Source organism: Nocardia sp. NPDC004654, assembly GCF_040609595.1.
Taxonomy (GTDB): domain Bacteria; phylum Actinomycetota; class Actinomycetes; order Mycobacteriales; family Mycobacteriaceae; genus Nocardia.
The window spans coordinates 71536-89575 of the sequence record NZ_JBEXKI010000005.1; the positions used below are offsets into that span (position 1 = coordinate 71536).

Annotated in this window: 20 protein-coding genes; 8 read left to right on the forward strand and 12 right to left on the reverse strand. The window is 67.8% G+C overall.

Annotation, left to right across the window (positions count from 1 at the left end):
• Positions 1-101: 101 nt before the first annotated feature.
• The 4 genes from ABZV58_RS17790 to ABZV58_RS17805 all read right to left on the reverse strand — a co-directional run bounded on the left by ABZV58_RS17790 (position 102) and on the right by ABZV58_RS17805 (position 2668).
• Entirely contained in the window at positions 102-686 is a 585-nt protein-coding gene (locus tag ABZV58_RS17790; RefSeq protein ID WP_355001220.1) for a hypothetical protein, read from the reverse strand.
• A gap of 210 nt (positions 687-896) precedes the next feature.
• On the reverse strand, positions 897-1274 hold the full coding sequence (locus ABZV58_RS17795) for a hypothetical protein (RefSeq protein WP_355001221.1): 378 nt from the start codon (positions 1272-1274) through the stop codon (positions 897-899).
• Between the two features lie 300 nt (positions 1275-1574).
• Positions 1575-2318, reverse strand: coding sequence for a DUF2071 domain-containing protein (locus ABZV58_RS17800; protein WP_355001222.1), 744 nt, complete (start codon positions 2316-2318; stop codon positions 1575-1577).
• A gap of 26 nt (positions 2319-2344) precedes the next feature.
• Complete coding sequence (locus ABZV58_RS17805) at positions 2345-2668, reverse strand: metalloregulator ArsR/SmtB family transcription factor (RefSeq protein ID WP_355001223.1); 324 nt, start codon at positions 2666-2668, stop codon at positions 2345-2347.
• Between the two features lie 70 nt (positions 2669-2738).
• Here ABZV58_RS17805 and ABZV58_RS17810 point away from each other — a divergent pair, with 70 nt between their 5' ends.
• Positions 2739-2969, forward strand: a complete 231-nt coding sequence (locus ABZV58_RS17810; protein ID WP_355001224.1) for a hypothetical protein — start codon at positions 2739-2741, stop codon at positions 2967-2969.
• A gap of 375 nt (positions 2970-3344) precedes the next feature.
• On the opposite strand, the gene ABZV58_RS17815 is transcribed toward ABZV58_RS17810, so the two are convergent.
• Positions 3345-3527, reverse strand: a complete 183-nt coding sequence (locus ABZV58_RS17815; protein WP_355001225.1) for a hypothetical protein — start codon at positions 3525-3527, stop codon at positions 3345-3347.
• 849 nt (positions 3528-4376) lie between these two features.
• Between ABZV58_RS17815 and ABZV58_RS17820 the strand changes: the two genes are divergently transcribed.
• Positions 4377-4727, forward strand: a complete 351-nt coding sequence (locus ABZV58_RS17820; RefSeq protein ID WP_355001698.1) for a hypothetical protein — start codon at positions 4377-4379, stop codon at positions 4725-4727.
• Positions 4728-4767: 40 nt separating this feature from the next.
• Here ABZV58_RS17820 and ABZV58_RS17825 read toward each other — a convergent pair whose 3' ends face one another.
• The 6 genes from ABZV58_RS17825 to ABZV58_RS17850 all read right to left on the reverse strand — a co-directional run bounded on the left by ABZV58_RS17825 (position 4768) and on the right by ABZV58_RS17850 (position 10572).
• A complete protein-coding gene (locus ABZV58_RS17825; RefSeq protein WP_355001226.1) occupies positions 4768-5970 on the reverse strand; it encodes a Dyp-type peroxidase in 1203 nt (400 codons plus the stop codon).
• Positions 5963-6523, reverse strand: a complete 561-nt coding sequence (locus ABZV58_RS17830) for a copper chaperone PCu(A)C (RefSeq protein WP_355001227.1) — start codon at positions 6521-6523, stop codon at positions 5963-5965. Before ABZV58_RS17830 ends, ABZV58_RS17825 begins: the two co-directional genes overlap by 8 nt.
• Before the next feature lie 370 nt (positions 6524-6893).
• Entirely contained in the window at positions 6894-7421 is a 528-nt protein-coding gene (locus tag ABZV58_RS17835) for a hypothetical protein (RefSeq protein WP_355001228.1), read from the reverse strand.
• 86 nt (positions 7422-7507) lie between these two features.
• The gene (locus ABZV58_RS17840) at positions 7508-8314 is read right to left on the reverse strand and encodes an SGNH/GDSL hydrolase family protein (RefSeq protein WP_355001229.1); all 807 of its coding nucleotides are present in this window, start codon (positions 8312-8314) and stop codon (positions 7508-7510) included.
• 108 nt (positions 8315-8422) lie between these two features.
• Positions 8423-9100 (reverse strand): hypothetical protein, encoded by a 678-nt coding sequence (locus ABZV58_RS17845; protein ID WP_355001230.1) that lies wholly within the window; start codon positions 9098-9100, stop codon positions 8423-8425.
• Between the two features lie 65 nt (positions 9101-9165).
• The gene (locus ABZV58_RS17850; protein WP_355001231.1) at positions 9166-10572 is read right to left on the reverse strand and encodes an FAD-binding oxidoreductase; all 1407 of its coding nucleotides are present in this window, start codon (positions 10570-10572) and stop codon (positions 9166-9168) included.
• A gap of 382 nt (positions 10573-10954) precedes the next feature.
• Here ABZV58_RS17850 and ABZV58_RS17855 point away from each other — a divergent pair, with 382 nt between their 5' ends.
• A complete protein-coding gene (locus ABZV58_RS17855; RefSeq protein WP_355001232.1) occupies positions 10955-12982 on the forward strand; it encodes a heavy metal translocating P-type ATPase in 2028 nt (675 codons plus the stop codon).
• A 275-nt stretch (positions 12983-13257) separates the two neighbouring features.
• On the opposite strand, the gene ABZV58_RS17860 is transcribed toward ABZV58_RS17855, so the two are convergent.
• A complete protein-coding gene (locus ABZV58_RS17860) occupies positions 13258-13527 on the reverse strand; it encodes a hypothetical protein (protein WP_355001233.1) in 270 nt (89 codons plus the stop codon).
• Positions 13528-14210: 683 nt separating this feature from the next.
• Between ABZV58_RS17860 and ABZV58_RS17865 the strand changes: the two genes are divergently transcribed.
• The 5 genes from ABZV58_RS17865 to ABZV58_RS17885 are packed head-to-tail and all read left to right on the forward strand — an operon-like array spanning position 14211 to position 17992.
• Positions 14211-14429, forward strand: coding sequence for a ferredoxin (locus ABZV58_RS17865; protein WP_355001234.1), 219 nt, complete (start codon positions 14211-14213; stop codon positions 14427-14429).
• Positions 14430-14431: 2 nt separating this feature from the next.
• Positions 14432-14983, forward strand: coding sequence for a nuclear transport factor 2 family protein (locus ABZV58_RS17870; protein ID WP_355001235.1), 552 nt, complete (start codon positions 14432-14434; stop codon positions 14981-14983).
• Entirely contained in the window at positions 14977-16227 is a 1251-nt protein-coding gene (locus ABZV58_RS17875) for a hypothetical protein (protein WP_355001236.1), read from the forward strand. Before ABZV58_RS17870 ends, ABZV58_RS17875 begins: the two co-directional genes overlap by 7 nt.
• Positions 16228-16256: 29 nt before the next feature.
• Positions 16257-17342: an S-(hydroxymethyl)mycothiol dehydrogenase gene (locus tag ABZV58_RS17880; protein WP_355001237.1), complete on the forward strand. Its 1086-nt coding sequence runs from the start codon at positions 16257-16259 to the stop codon at positions 17340-17342.
• Positions 17339-17992: an MBL fold metallo-hydrolase gene (locus ABZV58_RS17885; protein ID WP_355001238.1), complete on the forward strand. Its 654-nt coding sequence runs from the start codon at positions 17339-17341 to the stop codon at positions 17990-17992. Before ABZV58_RS17880 ends, ABZV58_RS17885 begins: the two co-directional genes overlap by 4 nt.
• Positions 17993-18040 lie beyond the last annotated feature (48 nt).

Sequence of the window (18040 nt, forward strand, 5' to 3'; positions counted from 1 at the left end):
GGCGGCAGGGCGTCCCATGTCCGGAAATGCCGCGTGGCGCGCGGTTCGAAACGGTCATCACGGGACCGCCGACAGCGAGCCCGACTGTGGTACAGCGGCAGCTACGTAGGCAGCGACCACGTTTCGAGAGTGGTGAAGTCCGGAGGCGGTTCAGCAGCCCTCCGTTCAGCCAAGGCTGTTGCGCGTTGTCGGACGGCGCGCCGAGCGCGCCATCCGAAGAAGTGAGTGTCGGCACGCATCGCCTGAACGCAGATATCCAGTTCGGGCTTGATATCGAACTGGAAGGGCAGCGTGACCGCCATCTGGGCGTCCGTGGAGACGAGGGGTTGCCGCCACGCCCACTTGCGGTAGACGCCACCGAAAGTTCGACATCGCTCCCAGAGCGCCTCGTAAGCGGCTGCGGTATCAGGAGATTCGAGCCTGAGCCAACCGAGGTGAAAACCGATGCTGCTCATGATCTCGCCGTGTTGATCGTCCAGCCTTGTCCGGGTCTCCGCGCTCGAATCGAGTCGTCGCACAACCCTGTACGGAATTTCCTGGTACTGACGGATTGTGCGTAAGGCTTCGGCGTAGGCCTTGGCTCGACGCTCCCGCCGCGCCGTCATCTGATTGATGACATAACCGATCAGCGCCACGGATGCGGCGATGATTGCGGTCAGGACTCCGACGATCGCGGTGGCGTTCATGCTCTTCCTGTTTTCGGCCGTAGATCTGTGGGCGCACTCATTCTCGCGTGCCCGTTACCTACGTGGCCCCGAACGTACAGTTGGGACGACTGCTGTCGACTATCCGCGCATGCCGCATATCGCGCGGCTCGAAACGGCCACAGTCTCTTCCGAGGCCCCATCGAGGTGTGCCGAACCACTCCGAGGTTCTACTCGGCGAGGGCCGGGATGTCACCGGGCAGAAGCTCGTCCGGAGATGGACCCGATGGCGGCCTCGGCGCCGGCTGGTCCGAGGGTGTCGGTGTGCTCGTAGGTGTCGGCGAGTTCGACGAGTTGTTCGCCGCGTGCGAGGGCTTGTTCGCTTTCGACTTCGGCGCGGATGCCGGAGTCGCTGGTCCCGGCGTAGCCTTCGAACATTTGAATCGCGTGGTGTCGGAAGGCGACTGCACCGGCGATGGCGCCGCCCGGGCGGCGGGCGATGAACCAGGCCAGAGTGCGGCGGAATTGGCTGGTCTTCAGCCGAAAGGGGCTGCCGTCGATGTCGGGGATGGTGTCGGTGCGGTGGTGGGTGGTGCGGCAGTTGTCGACCCAGCGGACGAATCGGTTCAACCAATTGTTGGTGGTGCCGGTGTTCAATGCGCGGCCGCCGTGTTCCTCGGCCCAGCCGACGCCGTAGGGCAGGTCTGGAACAAGATGTCGGTGTCGTCGGGCTGGAGTTGTTCGAGGACAACAACGGCGCGGGCGGCTGGCTCGCCAACGGCCCAGGTGGCCGGGACTCCTTGGTGGGTGCGTTCGCCTTTGAACGCGCGGCCGTGGATTCTCCATCGGTAGGCGTTGCCGTCGGCGTCGCGCGAGATTTCCAGGCATCTGCGGTTGACGTGCTTGACAACTGGTGGAGGGGTGCTATTCCTAGCGTGCGCTATTCCCTGCGGTCGCGGAGTCAGCAGCGACTCGCAGGGGTGGAAGGGGACGCCAGGTCACGGGCACTTCGCGCATCAGCAAGGCGCAGTCGAGCACCGCGCTGCCTGGCGGGAACCGGTCCTGGTCGTCGAAGACCGTGGACCGAACCGAGTGGATATCGACCGGCTCGACTTGCCATGCGTCCGTTTGGAGTTCGAGCCCATCAAGGCATTGACCGCTATGCGTGGGCGAGAATCCGGCCGCGCCACGCTGAAAGAAGTCCGATGCCTGCGCCAGATCGGCGAACAGTTCGCTTCCCTGGAACCGCTCGGCGGTCCGGACGTCCACGCTCACGGAGATCGTCTTGTCCTGACTGGTGAAGGCCACATGCAGGTCCTGCGCCGTCTCCCGCACGTCGAATCGCGCCAAACTGTGCTCACCAGGAAACAATCGGCCACCGGCAAGGACATTGATCGCCGAACCGCTGTCGCGGCGCGGGATGTACACACCGGTCGAGAGTCCCTCCGGACCATCCCACTCAACCGCGATGCGGTGCGCCGCGTTCTCGCTGCGCATCCCGACCCAGCCGGGTAGCCAACTGGGCCGTAACTGTCCGAGGCGGATCAGGCAGATGCCGGCAACCGCCCAACCGTCAACCAATTGAGGGCGCATCGGCGACGGCACCAAGCTCGCGGCGACCTCAGGGGCGACGCGGTAGTTCACCAGAAGACGTCGCTCGACGACGCTGGACATCCGCGGAGGTTTCATCCGGCATTCCTTTATCTCGTGGTTCGCAGCCTGCGCTGTCTGACGATGACCTGTTCCGGGCAGATCGCGCTCAGGAACCTGCCGACACATAACGCCAGTCGTTCCTCGACAAGCGAGTAGAAGATCCGATTGGCTACTCGTCGCTCTCGGACGAGCCCGGCTGCCTTGAGTACGCCCAGATGCCGGGAGATCGAAGGACCGCTGATCGGAAACTTCGCGGCGATCTCACCCGCGGTCAACTCGCCGGAGCGGAGATCCTCCAGGATCTGCCGGCGCGTCGAGTCGGCCAGGGCGCGGAACACGCCGGCTTCCTCTTCAGGGTCGAACTCGGTCATGTTTGCATATTAGCACTATAGCTAAATATCGAAGCCGACACCCGAAGACCGGAACGACAGCCTCACAAAATTGACCCGGAACCTCATCCTGCTCGAGCACCGTCTGCCCGACCATCGCAAGATCGGCCTCGAATTGTTCAAGTGCTCACCACAGAAGGTCATCGCGCTCCTATACACCTACCGCAGCGCAGTCGCTCACGGAGGCTCGACCGCGGCCACGCTGAAGTGGTTCGGGCAGCATCAGCCAGCGGGCCAGTCGCTGGGTACAGCCGTTAACCTGCATCTTTTGTACGGGCAATGACCAAACGCGTACTTGTCGCAGCGATGCGAGAGCCCCAACTGGTCTGCGATCTGACAACGTCGAATTAGCGCGGACCAGGATCACCTCGATAGCGCCCGATCGAACGAATCTCAGCGCTCACCGGTAGTGACCGGCCAGGCCGGTCAGCGCGGGCTGGGGGGCATCTCGGCCGGTTAGCCCCGGTACTCCCATCCGTCTGGCCGCCATCCGGTCGGCATGTGCTCGCGGGCGAATGCGAGGTAGATGCGGATCAGTTCGGAGCGGTTCGGATCACCAGCCTTCGTTACCAATCCTTCCTCGTTCGCGTGCCAGTCGAGCTGTTCGATCTGTTCATCCAGCAGCCGGATTCCGACATTCGTGCGGCGCGGTCCTTGCCTAGGCATGTGTGTTCTCCCGCTGCCGCGCGCGGTTGCGCCGGTCGTTCCAGATCAGCAGGATGGCGACGAGCGCCCAGCCGGCAAGGTAGGCGACGGCGCGTATGGGGTGCCAGTTGGTGGTGAGGAGGGCGACGCCAAAGACGGCGAGGCCGACGAGCAGCAGTGCTGTTCGGGTGGTCATCGTTTTCCTTTGTGCGCAGGGTTGTTGTTCAACTTAGAGAGTGGGACTCCTGTGGGTGGCGCCTTTGGATGCGTTACCTGGCGGGCGGGTATCTTTGGCTCCCTGGAACGCTGGCTTCTTTCTGACGTCGTCGGTATGCATGCTGTCGGCGAGCATTGCTGAAGTACTTACTTGGGTGGTGTGGCGGAGCCAGTGGATGCTGAGTCCCATGGTTTCGATTTCCGGGATGTGTTTGCTGAGGCGGTGGAACAACGCTTGGTAGCGGCCCTCAGCGATCGGGGTCGGTGGGCGGATCGCAGGGGTTGGGCGCTGCCGGTGGTGCCGCGTTCGGAGGCGTGATGGGACAAGGCGTTCATCAGTGAGGGGGAAACCGGTTGCCAGCGTTCGGTGTTGCGTTTTCCCGTAAGCGGATGAGGCGGTGTGCCGGGTTGAGGTCCATGGGGCGCAGGGTCAGCGCTCCGCCGCGGCGGCAGGCGGTTTCGGTGTGGAGGCGCAGTAGCAGGATGTCGAGATCGGGGTCGCGTCCAGAGATGGTGGCGTAGTGGTTGATTGCTCTTGTGGGATGACCGCGTTCGAGAGACGGCCGCGCACGCACATCGCCGCTATGCCCACCGGCGGACGCCGTTCGATCAGCGGCGGCAGGGGTGGCGCGACGACTCGTCCGCGAAAAGCACCGGACCGCGGATAGTCCGCTTCGGTTGGCTGGTGCAGCGAAACCATTGTGCGCCCATCTGTCTCAGACAAACCGGCCTCCTGGTGTGGAATCGCCACGATTGGTGCCTTCCGCGATCGACGGAGTAAAACGGTCTTCTAACGCCCAAACCGTCAGGAGTTCGCAACGTGAGCGTGCTGGAATTCGTCTACAACGTCGTGGTCGTCACGCACTTACTCGGTATGGCCGCGGTGATCGGCGGGTACGCCGCCGGGCAGCCGAAGGTGAACGAGGTGATGGTGTGGGGTGCGCGGGCGCAGCTCATCACCGGGATCGTGCTGGTCGGGATGGCCGAGTCGATCGGTTCGCTGGACAAGGATCTGAACATGATGAAGATCGGCGTCAAGCTGGTGATCTCCGTGCTGGTCGCCGGGTTCGCCGAGGTGAGTCGCGCCGATGCCAAGCGGGGCAAGGATGTGCCGTGGATGACGCACGCGGCCGGTGGTCTCGGCATCGTGAACGTCTTCGTGGCCGTGCTCTGGAGCTGAGCGGGTGGAGGTCCGGGGCCGCAAACAGCCCCGGACCGTCTCACGACTCGAACAGCGTCTGGCCGAGGTAGCCGCCGGGTTCCGGCACGCCGGGCGGGATCACGAAGACCGACGATCCGATCGGCGTCGTCCAGACGTTCAGCGCGTCGACATCCGCCAGCCGCTGCTGCACCGGCAGGTACTGGGCGTCGACGTCGCGTTGATAGGCGGCGAACAGCAGCCCCGAGTTGGAGGTCTGGCCGGCGGCGGGGGCGTCGTCGTAGTTGTAGCCGCGGCGCAGGAACCGTTCGCCGTCGTGGGTGTGGCGGGCGCGGGCGATGTGCGCCGACGGCGGGATCACCGGAATGCCGTGCGCGTCGACGGCCGCGAAATCCGGTTCGTCGAATTCGCGGCTGCCGGTGAGCGGGGCGCCGTTGCCGAGCTTGCGCCCGACGGTGAGTTCCCTTCCCTCCGGGTCGATTTCGTCCCAGGTGTCCAGCGTCATGGCGATCCGGCGCAGCACCAGTGAGGTGCCGCCGGCGAGCCACGGCTGGGCGGCGCCGTCGTCCCAGACCAGCCGGTCGAAGTCCGGCGTACCGGCGGGGATGTTGACCGTGCCGTCGACCTGGCCCATCAGGTTGCGCGGGGTCTGGCCGGGCGCCGCGTCGCGGAAGCCGCGCTGCACCCAGCGCACCGTGAGCAGCGAGGTGACGCTGCGGCACAGTACCCGCACCGCGTGCGCGACGGTGGTGGCCTCGTCCGCGCAGACCTGCAGCAGCAGATCCCCGTCGCTCCACGCGGGTTCCAGCCGGTCGATGACAAACGGCGGCAACGGCCGCAGCCAGGCGGGCCTGCGGTGCTCGAGACCGGCGGCGGTGAACACAGCCGGCCCCAGTCCGGCCGTCACCGTGAGCCGCGCCGGCCGGGCCGCCAGCTCGGGTTCGGTGTCGGCCAGCGCCGCGGCGCCCTGGGTGAGGCGGGCGGCGTCGCCGGTCCAGATCTTCAGGATGCCCGCGATGTCGTCGCGGTCGAGACCGGGACGCAGATCGAATCCGACGAACGCGGCGTGCGTTTGCGGCGCGGTCGCGATTCCGGCCTGGTGCGGGCCGTAGAACGGTTCGCTGGCCGGTGCGGTGTGCGCGCCGGTGTCGCGGCCGGTGAGTGCGATCGCGCCCGCCCCGAGCCCGACGGCGCCCGCCGCGGCGGCGCCCCCGCCGAGGAGGCGCCTGCGGGTGAAGCCCCGGGATCTGATCGGCTCAGGCACCGGGCGCGGGGGCCGGGGCGGGCGCGCCCGCGTGATGGTCGCCGTCGGGCACGTAGTTCTCCTGGTTGCCGGGGAAGTCACGCACCTGCGCGGTGAAGGTCATGGTCGAACCGTCGTCGAAGGACAGCGTGACCGGGGTTTCGGAACCGGTGCGCAGCGGACCGTTCAAGCCCATGAACATGATGTGGTCGGCGCCCGGCGCCAGCGCGAGCGAGCCGCCCGCGGGGATGACGAACCCGCCCTTCTTCGGGCGCATCGTCTTGGCGCCCGCGGCGTCGGCCACCACCTCGTGCAGCTCGACGCGTTCGGAGGCGGGACTGGTCGCGGACACGACGGTCAGCGCCTTGTCGCCGGTGTTGGTCAGCTCGCCGAACGCGGCGGACATCCCGCTGTCGGCGGCCTTGATCCACTGGTCCTGGATGGTGATCGCGTCGGCGGCGCGCGCCGAGGCGGGCGTGCTGTCGTTGGACGAGCAGGCGACCAGCAGCAGGGGCGTGGCGGCGAGCGCGACGGCGCCGCGTATGACGCGGGAGGTTCGGGTGATGGGGGACATGGAAAAGCTCCGTTCGGATTCGGGATGTGTGTGAGGGACCGCCACCGGTCCGGCGTCGTGTTCGCGCGGCAGAACGCCATCTGGTTCCCACGGCGCTTCGCGTTGTCGCGCAGGGGTTTACAGATGGATGGTGCGAAAGTCGCGCACTCCGAGCGCGGCGCACTGTGTCGCAGTTGGGCGGACGGGATCGCTCTCACAGCATGTTCAGGCGTGCCGGATCTATCCGCCGGTGTCATATCTCGGCGTGGTGACCCCGTGCGACACGTCTCGGAGAGCCGACACCTATCGACGTCCGAGGCGGACACGACGGCGAAAGCCCAGGCGCTCGACGGATGTTCCGAGCCGCTGACTGCTCGGTGGCGGTGTGGGTCTACCGGTGAGCCGGTGGCCCCCGGGTCCCGATACCCGAACTGAGAAGCAGCCTGCGAGGGTTCGCGCCAGCGCGTGGCGCTATCCGAACGATCGGCGCGAGCGCGGGTACCGGTACGGTCCCCAACACGCGCACGATGCCCCGCACACTGGACGCCGCCTTCGCCAACGCCGCCTCGGCGCTGCGAATCAGCATCGCCCCCACCGGAATCGCCGCGAGGTGGGCGAACAGCATCATCGTGGTCGCGTGTGATCCATGGTGATGACCCGGAGACACGGTCAGGGCGGTATGCCCGACGGCCTGGCCGATCGCCAGCAGTCCCATGATTTCGACGAACCCGGCGCGCATTCGAAGCGAGCCCACGAGCACGCCCACGGCCGCGCAGGCCCCGATCAGCAGGGCGACCGACGGCTGCTCCAGTGCGACCACGCCACCGCCGAGCGCGTGCGCGGCGATACTGACAGCCCCCGATGCCGATCCGACGAAGGCACCGCGCAGCCGCGCCGATCCCTCCGCCGGTTTACGCACCGGGCCATACTACCGCCGGTCGTAGGCCTCGGACCAGACGGACCTCGCGCCGCTGCCCGGTATTGCGGCGAGGCGTGAAAGCCGACTCAGGCGTTGGCGTCGTCCGGCCGCCGGACGAGTACGGGCAGCAGCTCGGGTCGTTTCGGCCGAATGCCGGTTCCGGAGGAGCGGCCGCGCACTCGGCGGGCGACCCACGGAAGCATGTGCCGGGCCGTCCAGCTGAACTCGGTCGCGACGATCTCGGCCAGGCTGTGCCGCACCGGTGGCAGCGGATCGCGCCAGGTCGCGTCGGCGCCGGGGAGGGTGAGGATGTCGGCGACGGCGCGGGCGACGAGGTCGTGGCCGAGCGGGCTCAGATGCAGGCGGTCGGCCGACCAGACCAGCGGGTGCGTGGTGGCGGCGACGGGTTCGAAATCGACCAGGGTGAGCCCGTATCGATCCGCGAGGCGGCGCATTTCGGCGTTGAGCTCGCGCACGCGCGGGGACAGCGGTCGCACGAAGGGCGCGACGCCGCCGATGTCGGGATAGGTGAAGGTGATCACGCGGGCGCCGGTGGCGGTGAGCGCTTCGAACATGGCGTGCAGGTCGGCGAGCAGGGCGGCGCGGTCGAGGCGCGGACGGATGATGTCGTTCATGCCCGCCATCACGGTGACCAGGTCGGGTCGCAACGCCACGGCGGGGGCGAGTTGTTCGGCGCGGATCTGGGCGGCGCGACGGCCGCGGATGGCGAGATTGGCATAGCGCAGGGCCGGTGCGCCCGCGCCGAGGAGTGCGGCGAATCGGTCGGCCCAGCCGCGGTGTCCGCCGTCGCCGTCGGGGTCGCCGATGCCCTCGGTCTGGCTGTCGCCGATGGCGACGTAGCGGAGGTAAGAGGGGACGGATCCGGTGTCCACGTTCGGCTCCTGCGGGTTGGCGACGACGCGCGCGCACCGGGCACCTCCGGCGCAGCAACATCCTACGAGCGCCGTGCTGTTCGAGCCATTCGGTCGAGCCGCCGTGGATCAGAACGGCCGGAAGCCCGTACCGGGCCCGCCGATCCGGTCGATGTCGGCGAACACTGTGCCGATCTGCGTGGCCACCGCCGGATCGTGCACCGGCACCTGCGGGTGCTGACAGGCCACATCGAAGACCGTCGCCCCGAACGCGGTGACGCCCACGTGGCCGACATTCATGCCGACCAGGCGATCACCGACGGTGACTGGTCCACCGGAATCGCCCGGCTTCGAACACACCTGGTTGCGGAACCACGACTCGTTCTGATCCCACACCACCCCGCAGCCGTAGCCGGAGGTGCGGCCGTTCTTGCAGACGATCGTGCCGGGCTGCGGCGGTGCGCCGACGTCCTCGATCACCAGCGGTCCCACGTTGCGCAGCGGCGTGACCCGGGTGGGATCGAACTCGATGACGGCGTAGTCGTCGACCACGTCGACCAGGACCACGACACCGACCGGTCCCGCTGTCAGCGCGTGTTCGGCGCGCACGGGCATGCCGCGCATGGTGCAGTGGCCTGCCGTCAGCCCGACGAGTCGCCCGGCGTTGTCGTACCCGATCGTGGTCAGCGTGCACGCCGCGTGCTGGCCGATCACGATGCCCGATCCGCCGCCGAGCACCGCCGGGGCCGCCGACGCGTGCCCGGGCGAGACCATGCCGATCACCAGCGCGGCGATCGCGGTCAGCACCACTCGCAGGGCAGGTCCGGCCGTCGCCCGCGTGGCGGACCGGAGAGGCCGTGCCGTCGCGGGATTCATGAGCGTGGCCCTGCGGTGGCGGCCGCGGGATGGATGTTGTGATGCAGGTGGAAGACGTTGCGCGGATCGTATTCCAGTTTGACCGCCGCCAGTTTCGCGTAGTTCTCCCGGCCGTAGCCCGCGATCACCCGGTCCATTCCCTCGTTGCCGATGAAGTTCAGGTACACCGCTCCGGTGGCGTAGGGCCGCATCGCGGCGACGGTGTTCTTGACCCAGGAGATGCCGTACGCGTCGTCGGCGGGGTCCTCCCACAGTCCGAACGGGTGCACCACCCACGCGGCGCCGCGGTGGGGTTGCGGCCAGTCCCGTGCGCCCGCCGCGACGGCGCCGCCCCACGGCACGAGCAGGCTCTGCGACGGCGTGGGAACCGGCATGGCCATGCCCTGTTCGGCGAACCGCCGCACCGCTTCGTCCGGCAGGCCCGCGAGGTGTGCGTCGGACCAGTAGTTGCGGACGCCCGGCGGATCGTCGAGCGCGCATTGGATGTCGCAGTACGGCATCTCGGTGAGCAGCACTCCGTCCGGGCGCTGCGCGAATATCGGTGCGAGCACGTCGCGCAGTTCGGCCGCGGTGCCCGCGTAGACGGCGACGCAGACCGCCAACCGCTTGCCATGGAGTTCGGTGGGCACGAAGTCCTCGGGCGGTCCGGTCAGATACACGACGGCTCCGCCGAGATCCTCGGTGACACCGCCCTCGACGAGGTCTCGGTAGGCGGTGGCGACCTCGAGTCCGCGCTCGGCTTCCCACAGCAGCAGGCCCAGCGTCGTGACCGGCAGCGGATGCAGCCGGAAGGTCAATCGGGTGGCCACACCGAAATTTCCGCCGCCGCCGTGCAGCGCCCAGAACAGGTCGGGATGCTCGTCCTCTGAAGCTCGGACCTCGACTCCGTCGGCGGTGACGAGGTCGACCGACAGCAGGCTGTCGCTGGCCAAGCCGAATTTGCGCTCGAACCACCCCGAGCCGCCGCCGAGGGTCAGCCCGGCCACGCCGGTGCTGGACACTCGCCCTCCGGTGGTGCCGAGGCCGTGCGGCTGGCAGGCGCGATCGAAATCCGCCCAGGTTGCGCCGCCCTCGACGACGGCGGTGCGCGCGTGCGGGTCGACGGTGACCGACCGCATACGCCGCAGATCCACGACCAATCCGCCTTCGGTGAGGCTCGCGCCAGCGACGCTGTGGCCGCCGCCGCGCACGGCCACCTCGAGACCCCTGCGGTCGGCGAAGGCCAGGGCGGCGCGCACGTCCTCGACGCCGGTGCACTGGGCGATCACCGCGGGCCTGCGGTCGACCATCGCGTTGAAGATCGCCCGGGCCGCGTCGTAACCGGAGTCCTCCGGTGCCAGCACCGATCCCGCGAACTGGGGCCGCAGGTCGTCCGCGGCAGCGTAGGGGGAGTGAGTGGTCATACCGCCTCCGTCGGACCGCTGTCGGCATCATGTCGGCAAACTTTCAACCGTCCAGTCACGCTACGCGCGCGGATGCGGGGGTTGGCGCGGTTGCCGAGAGCGATGCCGAGATGCAATCCCGGCGTGTCGGCGGTGGTCGGCGCGGTATCCGTCGCGATGCCCGAGGTTTGCCGATGGAATGGAGCCGACCGCTCCGGTGCGACGAATGCCCAGCTGTCAACAGGTTTGGCGTCGCTCGAGGCGTCGGGATCGCGTCCGGGAGATATTCGAGGAGGTCGCGGCGATGTCGAGACCCGACATGGCCGATCGTCGCGGCGGGGACACGGTTCGGTGACAACGCCTTGTCTATGCAAATATAGCGATCTATGCATATGATCGCCGTATGAAGTCGACAGTGAACACGCACGAACACGGGCACTCGATTCTGGGCGAGCGCGGCGAGCTGATCTTCGCCATCGCCGCCGGTGTCACCTACGCCGCGGGCATGGCGGCGGAGTATCTGTTCTCCGCGCCGCCCTGGGCCGCGATCACGCTGTTCGCCGCGACCTATTTCCTCGGCGGCTTCTTCACGATCCGCACGGCCGTCGCGACAGTGCGGCGCGGCCGGTTCGAGGTCGACTTCCTGATGCTGGTCGCGGCGCTCGGCGCGGCCGCGGTCGGCAAGTGGGCCGAGGGATCGGTGCTGCTGTTCCTGTTCAGCCTCGGGCACGCGCTCGAGGAGTACGCGATGGGCCGCGCCAAGCGCTCCATCGAGGCGCTCGCGGACCTCGCGCCGAGCACCGCGCTGGTTCGTGGCGACGACGGCGCGGTGCGCGAGGTCGATGTCGAGAACCTCGCGGTCGGCGATGTCGTCGTGGTACTGCCCAATTCGCGGCTGGCGGCCGACGGCATCGTGATCGACGGAACGAGCAGCGTCGACGAATCATCGGTCACCGGTGAGAGCATTCCGGTGGAGAAGAGCGCCCTGACCGGAGCGACCGTGGACCGCGCACCGGTGTCCGAGGCGCACCGGGTGTTCGCGGGCACGGTGAACGGCTCGGGCGCGATGGACGTCCTGGTGACCAGCCGCGCCGCGGACAGCATGCTGGCGCGGGTCATCACCATGGTCCGCGAGGCCGATACGCACAAGTCGCCCACCCAGCGCTTCATCGACCGGTTCCAGCTGTTCTACGTGCCTGCCGTGCTGGCGGCGGTCTTCGGTGTGCTCGCCTTCGGCATGATCGCGCTGACCGAACCGTTCGCCGACAGCTTCTACCGCGCGATGGTGGTGCTCGTCGCGGCCAGCCCGTGCGCGCTGGCGATCGCGACGCCCAGCGCCGTGCTCTCGGGTGTGGCGCGGGCCGCGCAGGCCGGTGTGCTCGCCAAGGGCGGCGGGCCGCTGGAGACGCTGGGCCGGGTCCGTTCCATCGCCTTCGACAAGACCGGCACGCTCACCTGGGGGCTGCCCCGGGTCACCGACATCGTCGCGGTCCGTCCGGAATCGCGCGCCGAGCTGATCGCGACGCTGCACGCGGTCGAGTCCTACAGCGACCATCCGCTGGCCACCGCCATCACCCGCGACCTCGCGCCGCTGCTGCCGGAAGGGTCGGCTCGCCGCGCGACCGAGGTGAACTCGGTGACCGGACGCGGCGTCACCGCCCTGGTGGACGGACATCCCACCGAAGTCGGCAACCTCACCATGTTCGGCGAGCTGGAGGCCGACGGGGTGCCCGCGCCGATCGCGGACATCGTCGACGACCTGCACGCGCGCGGACGCACCACGATGATCGTCCGGCACGCGGGCGCCTACCTGGGCGTCGTCGGCGTGATGGACACCCCGCGCGCCGAGGCCGCGCCCGTCATCGCGCGGCTGCGCGCCCTCGGCATCGAGGACGTGGTGCTGATCTCCGGCGACCACCAGCGCGTCGCCGACGCCGTCGCCGCCGACATGGGCTTGGACGCCGCGCACGGCGGGTTGCTGCCGGAGGACAAGGTCACCATGATCGGGCGGCTCGGCGGCGACACCGCCATGGTCGGCGACGGCGTCAACGACGCGCCCGCGATGGTGAACTCCTCGGTCGGCATCGCCATGGGCGCGGGCGGCTCCGCCGTCGCGCTGGAGACCGCCGATGTCGCGCTGATGGTCGACGACATCGGCCGCCTGCCCTTCGCCGTGGCGCTGAGCAGGCGCACCGCCAGGATCATCCGGCAGAACCTGACTTTCGCGCTGGTGATCGTCGCCGTCCTGGTGCCCGCGACGCTGATCGGCCTGCCCATCGGTCCTGCGGTGTTCATCCACGAGGGATCGACCTTGCTCGTGGTGGCGAATGCCTTGCGGCTGCTGCGTTTCCGGCGCGGCGCGGAGCACGAGGGCATCGTCCACGAGGCGCGCCCGGTCCACGCCGGTGGACGGATCACGTCGACAACCTGAACATGGGCGAAGGCCCGCCGATGAGGATGGCCGCCGGGAGTGCACACCGAATCTCCACAAATTCTGGAACTCGTGCCGATTCGTCCGATGGAGATGCTGATGTCCAGGTCAGCTGTATATCGGCGTCTGCATGGTGCGGGGTGTCCCGGTCGTAGCTGCCTGTCATGGCACACTGTTGGCACACTGGTCAAGGCAGGAAAAGCGGTCGGGTTCGAAGACTTCGACACGGAAATGGTGCGCGCCACGACAGGCGGCTGCGAGCGCGCGGTCGCGGGTCACCGATCGGGTCCAGGAGGCGGGTGCGACGTTGAAAGAGACTCGATGACCGCTGAGGGAGGAGCCAGCGGGCTGAGTTCGGCGCCCGCGCCCAGGAGTGCGATGCGGTACCCGGCCGCGGACAACCAATGCGGATTCGCGGCGACGCGGGCGATGGCCTCGCGGAAGGACGGTTCAGCGACGCCTTCGGCGACCCAGGTATCGAGTTGATCGAGCAGCTCGGCGCCGGCGTATTCCCAGCCGCGATAAGGTACCCGCAGTTGCGTCACCGGCCTCGATTGTCCCATCACGGTTTGAGTGCGGGGCTTCCAGGAACGCCCTGTCCCGAGATCTATTTCGGTCAACGGCATTTCCGTGGTCCCGTCGTCCCGAATCATGTGCCGTCCGCGCGGAGGCCAGTCCTTCGGCGGCCATGGCGTGGGCGACGGATGCGCTGCGAGCAGACGCGCTGGTCGACTCGGACAGCAGGGCAGCGTAATCGGTACGCCAGGCTCGGGTGTTCAAGATCTGCTGGGACAGTTCCGGGGAGGCTGGGCGGGTGGCGTCGGCGAGGCTGCGGGTCAGCGCTGGGGTCGTAGGCCGGGCATTGTCCACGAGCGGGAAGTCGATGCTCATCTCACCTGTTCCTGCGAATGATGCTGCGGCAGCGTCGTTCCAGCAGAACGACGGCGACGCCGAAGGATCGGAAGGCCGGGTGCTGTTCGGTGCTTCGCGCCGAGATTACGGAGAACGGACTGTTGCCGCCCTCTTATTGCGATGGTAGTGTCCAGACACATGTCCAGCATACTGTCTCATCCCCTGTCCAGTCACTCGTTTCCGGTCGGCGGTACGGCGCGGCGGCTGGATGCGGCCTGGTCATTGCGTGCCGGATCCGACTGGAGTGCGGTCGCGGAGCGGTTTCGCCAGGTCGGATATGCGTCGATCGTGGGAAAGGCGGGCGGCGAGGTGTGTCGTGCGAATCGTCGTTGATCTCGATCTGTGTCAGGGGCACGCGGTGTGTCAGGCCGAAGCGCCAGATGTGTTCGCCGTGCCCAAACGCGGGAAGGTCGAGATCCTCATCGAAAGCCCGTCGAGCGATCAGCGCGCAGTGGTGGACGACGCGGTGACCTATTGCCCGACGCGTGCGCTGTCGATCGTGGATGACGGCAAATCTGAGAACAAAGGAGAATAACGGTGGCCGGTTTCTCGCGGAGCGAGCTGGAAGAAATGGTCGAGCGCTGGTTGGCCGAGAACAAGCGCTGCGAGGAATTGGGCGACTGGCGCCCGCTCGCGGACATGTACACCGAGGACGCGACCTACGGGTGGAACTACGGTCCCACCCACGAGTTCATGGCGGTGGGCCGGGACGAGATCCGCGATATCGCGGTCGGACAGGAGATGGACGGCCTGGACGGCTGGAGATACCCGTATCAGCACATCGTGATCGATGAGAAGTCCGGCGACGTGGTCGGCTTCTGGAAGCAAGTGTTCGACGGGACGCGTGCCGACGGCACGCACTACGCGGTGGACGGCATCGGCGGCAGCTGGTTTCGATACGGCGGCGAGTTCCAATGGAGCTGGCAGCGGGACTTTTTCGATTACGGCAACGTGTCGAGCTTGTTCCTCGAGATGATCACGAACAACGCGATGACCTCCGGCATGCTGGCCCGCATCGAGAAGGCGACCAAACATCAGCCGCTGCCCGGCTGGTATCCGGTCGGCAAGGCGCCGGTGCCGCTGTGGTGACGCACAATCGGTCGTTCGCTGGACTGACCCGTTCGGAACTAGCCGCGCTCGTGCCCGAATTGCTGCTGTGTGGCCACTTGATCGACCGCTCCGGCATGCCGCACACCATCGGCGCCTTCGGGCGCGAAGGCATGACCCAGGTGGCGATCGAAGAGTGGCAGGTCTCGAGCCCCGTCTACACCCGGCGGATGCAGGACGCGCTCGGCTTTCGCGGTGACGGCGTCGAGACGATTTTCAAAGGGCTGCAACTGGATATCGGCGCGCCGCCGCAATTCTTGGACTTCCGCTTCCGGGTGCACGATCGCGACCACGGCGAGTTCTGGCTCGACCACTGCGGCGCGCTCGCCGATGTGGAACCGCTGGGCGGTGAATACGTGCGCGCGATGTGCCACGACATCGAGGACCCGACCTTCGACGCGACCGCGCTGGCGACGAACGCGCACGCGCAGGTGCGGCCCATCCACCGCCCGCCACGCGAGCCCGCCGATCGGGTACCCGTGTGCGCGTGGCGCGTGACGATCGATCCGTCGCACGAGCCCCCACCGGTCCCGCGCAACGCCGACATCGTGCAGGCGTCGGTGGCCGCGTCGGTACCGCTGTCGCCGATCGACCCGGCCGAGGAGGGCGCGTCCGACTACGCGGGCCCTCTGCTCAGCGATATCCGGTTCGCGGATTTCTCCCGTTCGGCGCTGATCCGGATCGCCGAGGAGGTCTGCCTCCAGCACCATCTGCTGACGATGGGCTTCCTCATCGCCATCCGGGAGCGCGTCGATGAGGAGCGAGCCCGGGAGATCGGCCGCAAGCAGTTCGCGGGTGTGGCGGGCTTGACCTCCGAGCGCATCCGCTCGGTGCTTGGCCTGTCCGACGATGCGGAATCCCTTGCCACGGTGCTGGATCTGCATCCGGCGCTCAACCCGCGGCAGTATGTCGGCTCACGGATCGATGCGGTCGACGACACGGTGACCCTCATCCTGGACCGCCGCTGCGGCGGTGTCGCCGATCGCGTCTGGCCCAGTCTGCTCACGCCCGAAAATCTCGACCCGCTCGACGCCCTCGTGCGCGGGGTGAGTCCCTATTACGAATGCCAGGTCATCGCGGCCACCGCGGATGAACTCGCGGTACGGATACTCCGCGGCGACGACGCCGCCTCCGAAGCGACGGAAGTCGCGCTGACCCGGATCAGCACCGGCTCGAACTTCGCATTCGCGGACCGGGGCATCCCCTTGCCGCTCACCGTCGTGTGAGCGGGAACCGCGGCCAATGGAAGGTTGAAATGACACAAACCGTGCAGGGCGTCGTCGCACTCGAACCGCGCGGGAAGGTCGGGCTTGTCGATATCGTGATCCCGGAGCCGGGTCCGCACGATGTGGTCGTCGAGGTACGCGCGTGCGGCGTATGCCATACCGATCTCGTCTACCGCGAGGGCGGCATCACCGACGAGTTCCCGTTCCTGCTCGGACACGAAGCGGCGGGTGTCGTCGAGAGTGTCGGCACCGCCGTCACACACGTGCGGGTCGGCGATTCGGTCGTGCTGAACTGGCGGGCGGTGTGCGGCAGATGCCGGGCCTGTCGGCGCGGGCGGCCCTGGTATTGCTTCGACACCCACAACGCCGAGCGACGCATGACGCTGACCGACGGGCGTGAGCTGACACCGGCACTGGGCATCGGCGCGTTCGCGGAGAAGACCTTGGTGCACGAAGGCCAGTGCACAGTCATCGATTCCGGCATCGACCCGGCCGTCGCGGGTTTGCTCGGGTGCGGGGTCATGGCAGGTTTGGGGGCGGCGGTCAATACCGGTGCAGTCGGGCGCGGGGACTCGGTGGCGGTCATCGGCTGCGGCGGAGTCGGCTCCGCCGCGGTGGCCGGGGCACGCTTGGCCGGAGCGACCACGATCATCGCGGTCGACCGAGACGCGCGAAAGCTGAAGTGGGCAGAGGAATTCGGCGCGACGCACGTCCTCGACGCGACGACCGCCGACGTGGTCGAGCAGGTGCGGGAGCTTACCGGCGGTTTCGGCGCGGATGTGGTGATCGACGCGGTGGGCAGACCGGAAACCTGGCGCCAGGCGTTCTACGCCCGGGATCTGGCGGGCACAGTGGTGCTGGTCGGGGTACCGACCCCGGAGATGACCCTGGAAATGCCACTGCTGGACCTGTTCTCCCGTGGCGGTGCGCTGAAGTCGTCGTGGTACGGAGACTGCTTGCCGGAACGGGATTTCCCCGTGCTGCTCGACCTGTATCGCCAGGGCCGGTTGCCGTTGGAGGCGTTCGTGACCGAACGGACCGGATTGGACGGCGTCGAAGCGGCGTTCGAGCAAATAAAATCCGGCGGCGTGCTGCGGTCGGTGGTGACGGTGTGAACACGTTCGAGGTTCACACCGTCGATCAGCTGCGTATCGAACGCGTCGTCACCTCGGGGACATTCGACATCGACGGTGGCAGCTGGCCGGTCGACAACAACGTCTGGCTGGTAGGCGACGACTCCGAGGTGGTGGTGATCGACGCGGCCCACTCGGCCGCGGCGATACTCGACGCCGTCGCCGCTCGTGACGTGCGCGCGATCGTGTGCACCCACGGTCACAACGATCACATCGGCGCCGCTGTGGATCTCGCGAGCGCGACGGACGCGCCGGTGTATCTGCATCCGGGGGACGACATGCTATGGCGCAGTGCGCACGCGGAATACCGGTATCGGCGCTTGGAGCACGATCAGGTGTTGCGCGTGGCGGGAGGGGAGCTGCGCGTGGTCCATTCGCCGGGGCATTCCCCCGGCTCCGTCTGTTTGTACGCACCCGATGTCGATGTGCTGTTCTCCGGAGACACGCTGTTTCCCGGCGGGCCGGGCGCGACCAATCGGTCCTACGGTGACTTCCTGACGATCGTCGATTCGTTGCGCTGCCTGTTCTTCGACTTTCCGGGGCCGACCAGGGTCTATCCCGGGCACGGTGACACGACGAATCTGAATGCGGAACGTCCAGAGCTGAATTCGTGGGTGCAACGTGGATACTGACCTGGTTCCGGGCGGCAGGCGCCGCGCACCGGGAAGGAGTTGGACGTG

What these genes read in the sequence shown, in the direction of transcription:
- ABZV58_RS17815 (WP_355001225.1), bottom strand. Translation starts at nt 3,527, where the DNA reads ATGACCACCCGAACAGCACTGCTGCTCGTCGGCCTCGCCGTCTTTGGC.
- ABZV58_RS17805 (WP_355001223.1), bottom strand. Translation starts at nt 2,668, where the DNA reads ATGACCGAGTTCGACCCTGAAGAGGAAGCCGGCGTGTTCCGCGCCCTG.
- ABZV58_RS17800 (WP_355001222.1), bottom strand. Translation starts at nt 2,318, where the DNA reads ATGTCCAGCGTCGTCGAGCGACGTCTTCTGGTGAACTACCGCGTCGCC.
- ABZV58_RS17880 (WP_355001237.1), top strand. Translation starts at nt 16,257, where the DNA reads ATGACACAAACCGTGCAGGGCGTCGTCGCACTCGAACCGCGCGGGAAG.
- ABZV58_RS17855 (WP_355001232.1), top strand. Translation starts at nt 10,955, where the DNA reads ATGAAGTCGACAGTGAACACGCACGAACACGGGCACTCGATTCTGGGC.
- ABZV58_RS17830 (WP_355001227.1), bottom strand. Translation starts at nt 6,523, where the DNA reads ATGTCCCCCATCACCCGAACCTCCCGCGTCATACGCGGCGCCGTCGCG.
- ABZV58_RS17790 (WP_355001220.1), bottom strand. Translation starts at nt 686, where the DNA reads ATGAACGCCACCGCGATCGTCGGAGTCCTGACCGCAATCATCGCCGCA.
- ABZV58_RS17850 (WP_355001231.1), bottom strand. Translation starts at nt 10,572, where the DNA reads ATGACCACTCACTCCCCCTACGCTGCCGCGGACGACCTGCGGCCCCAG.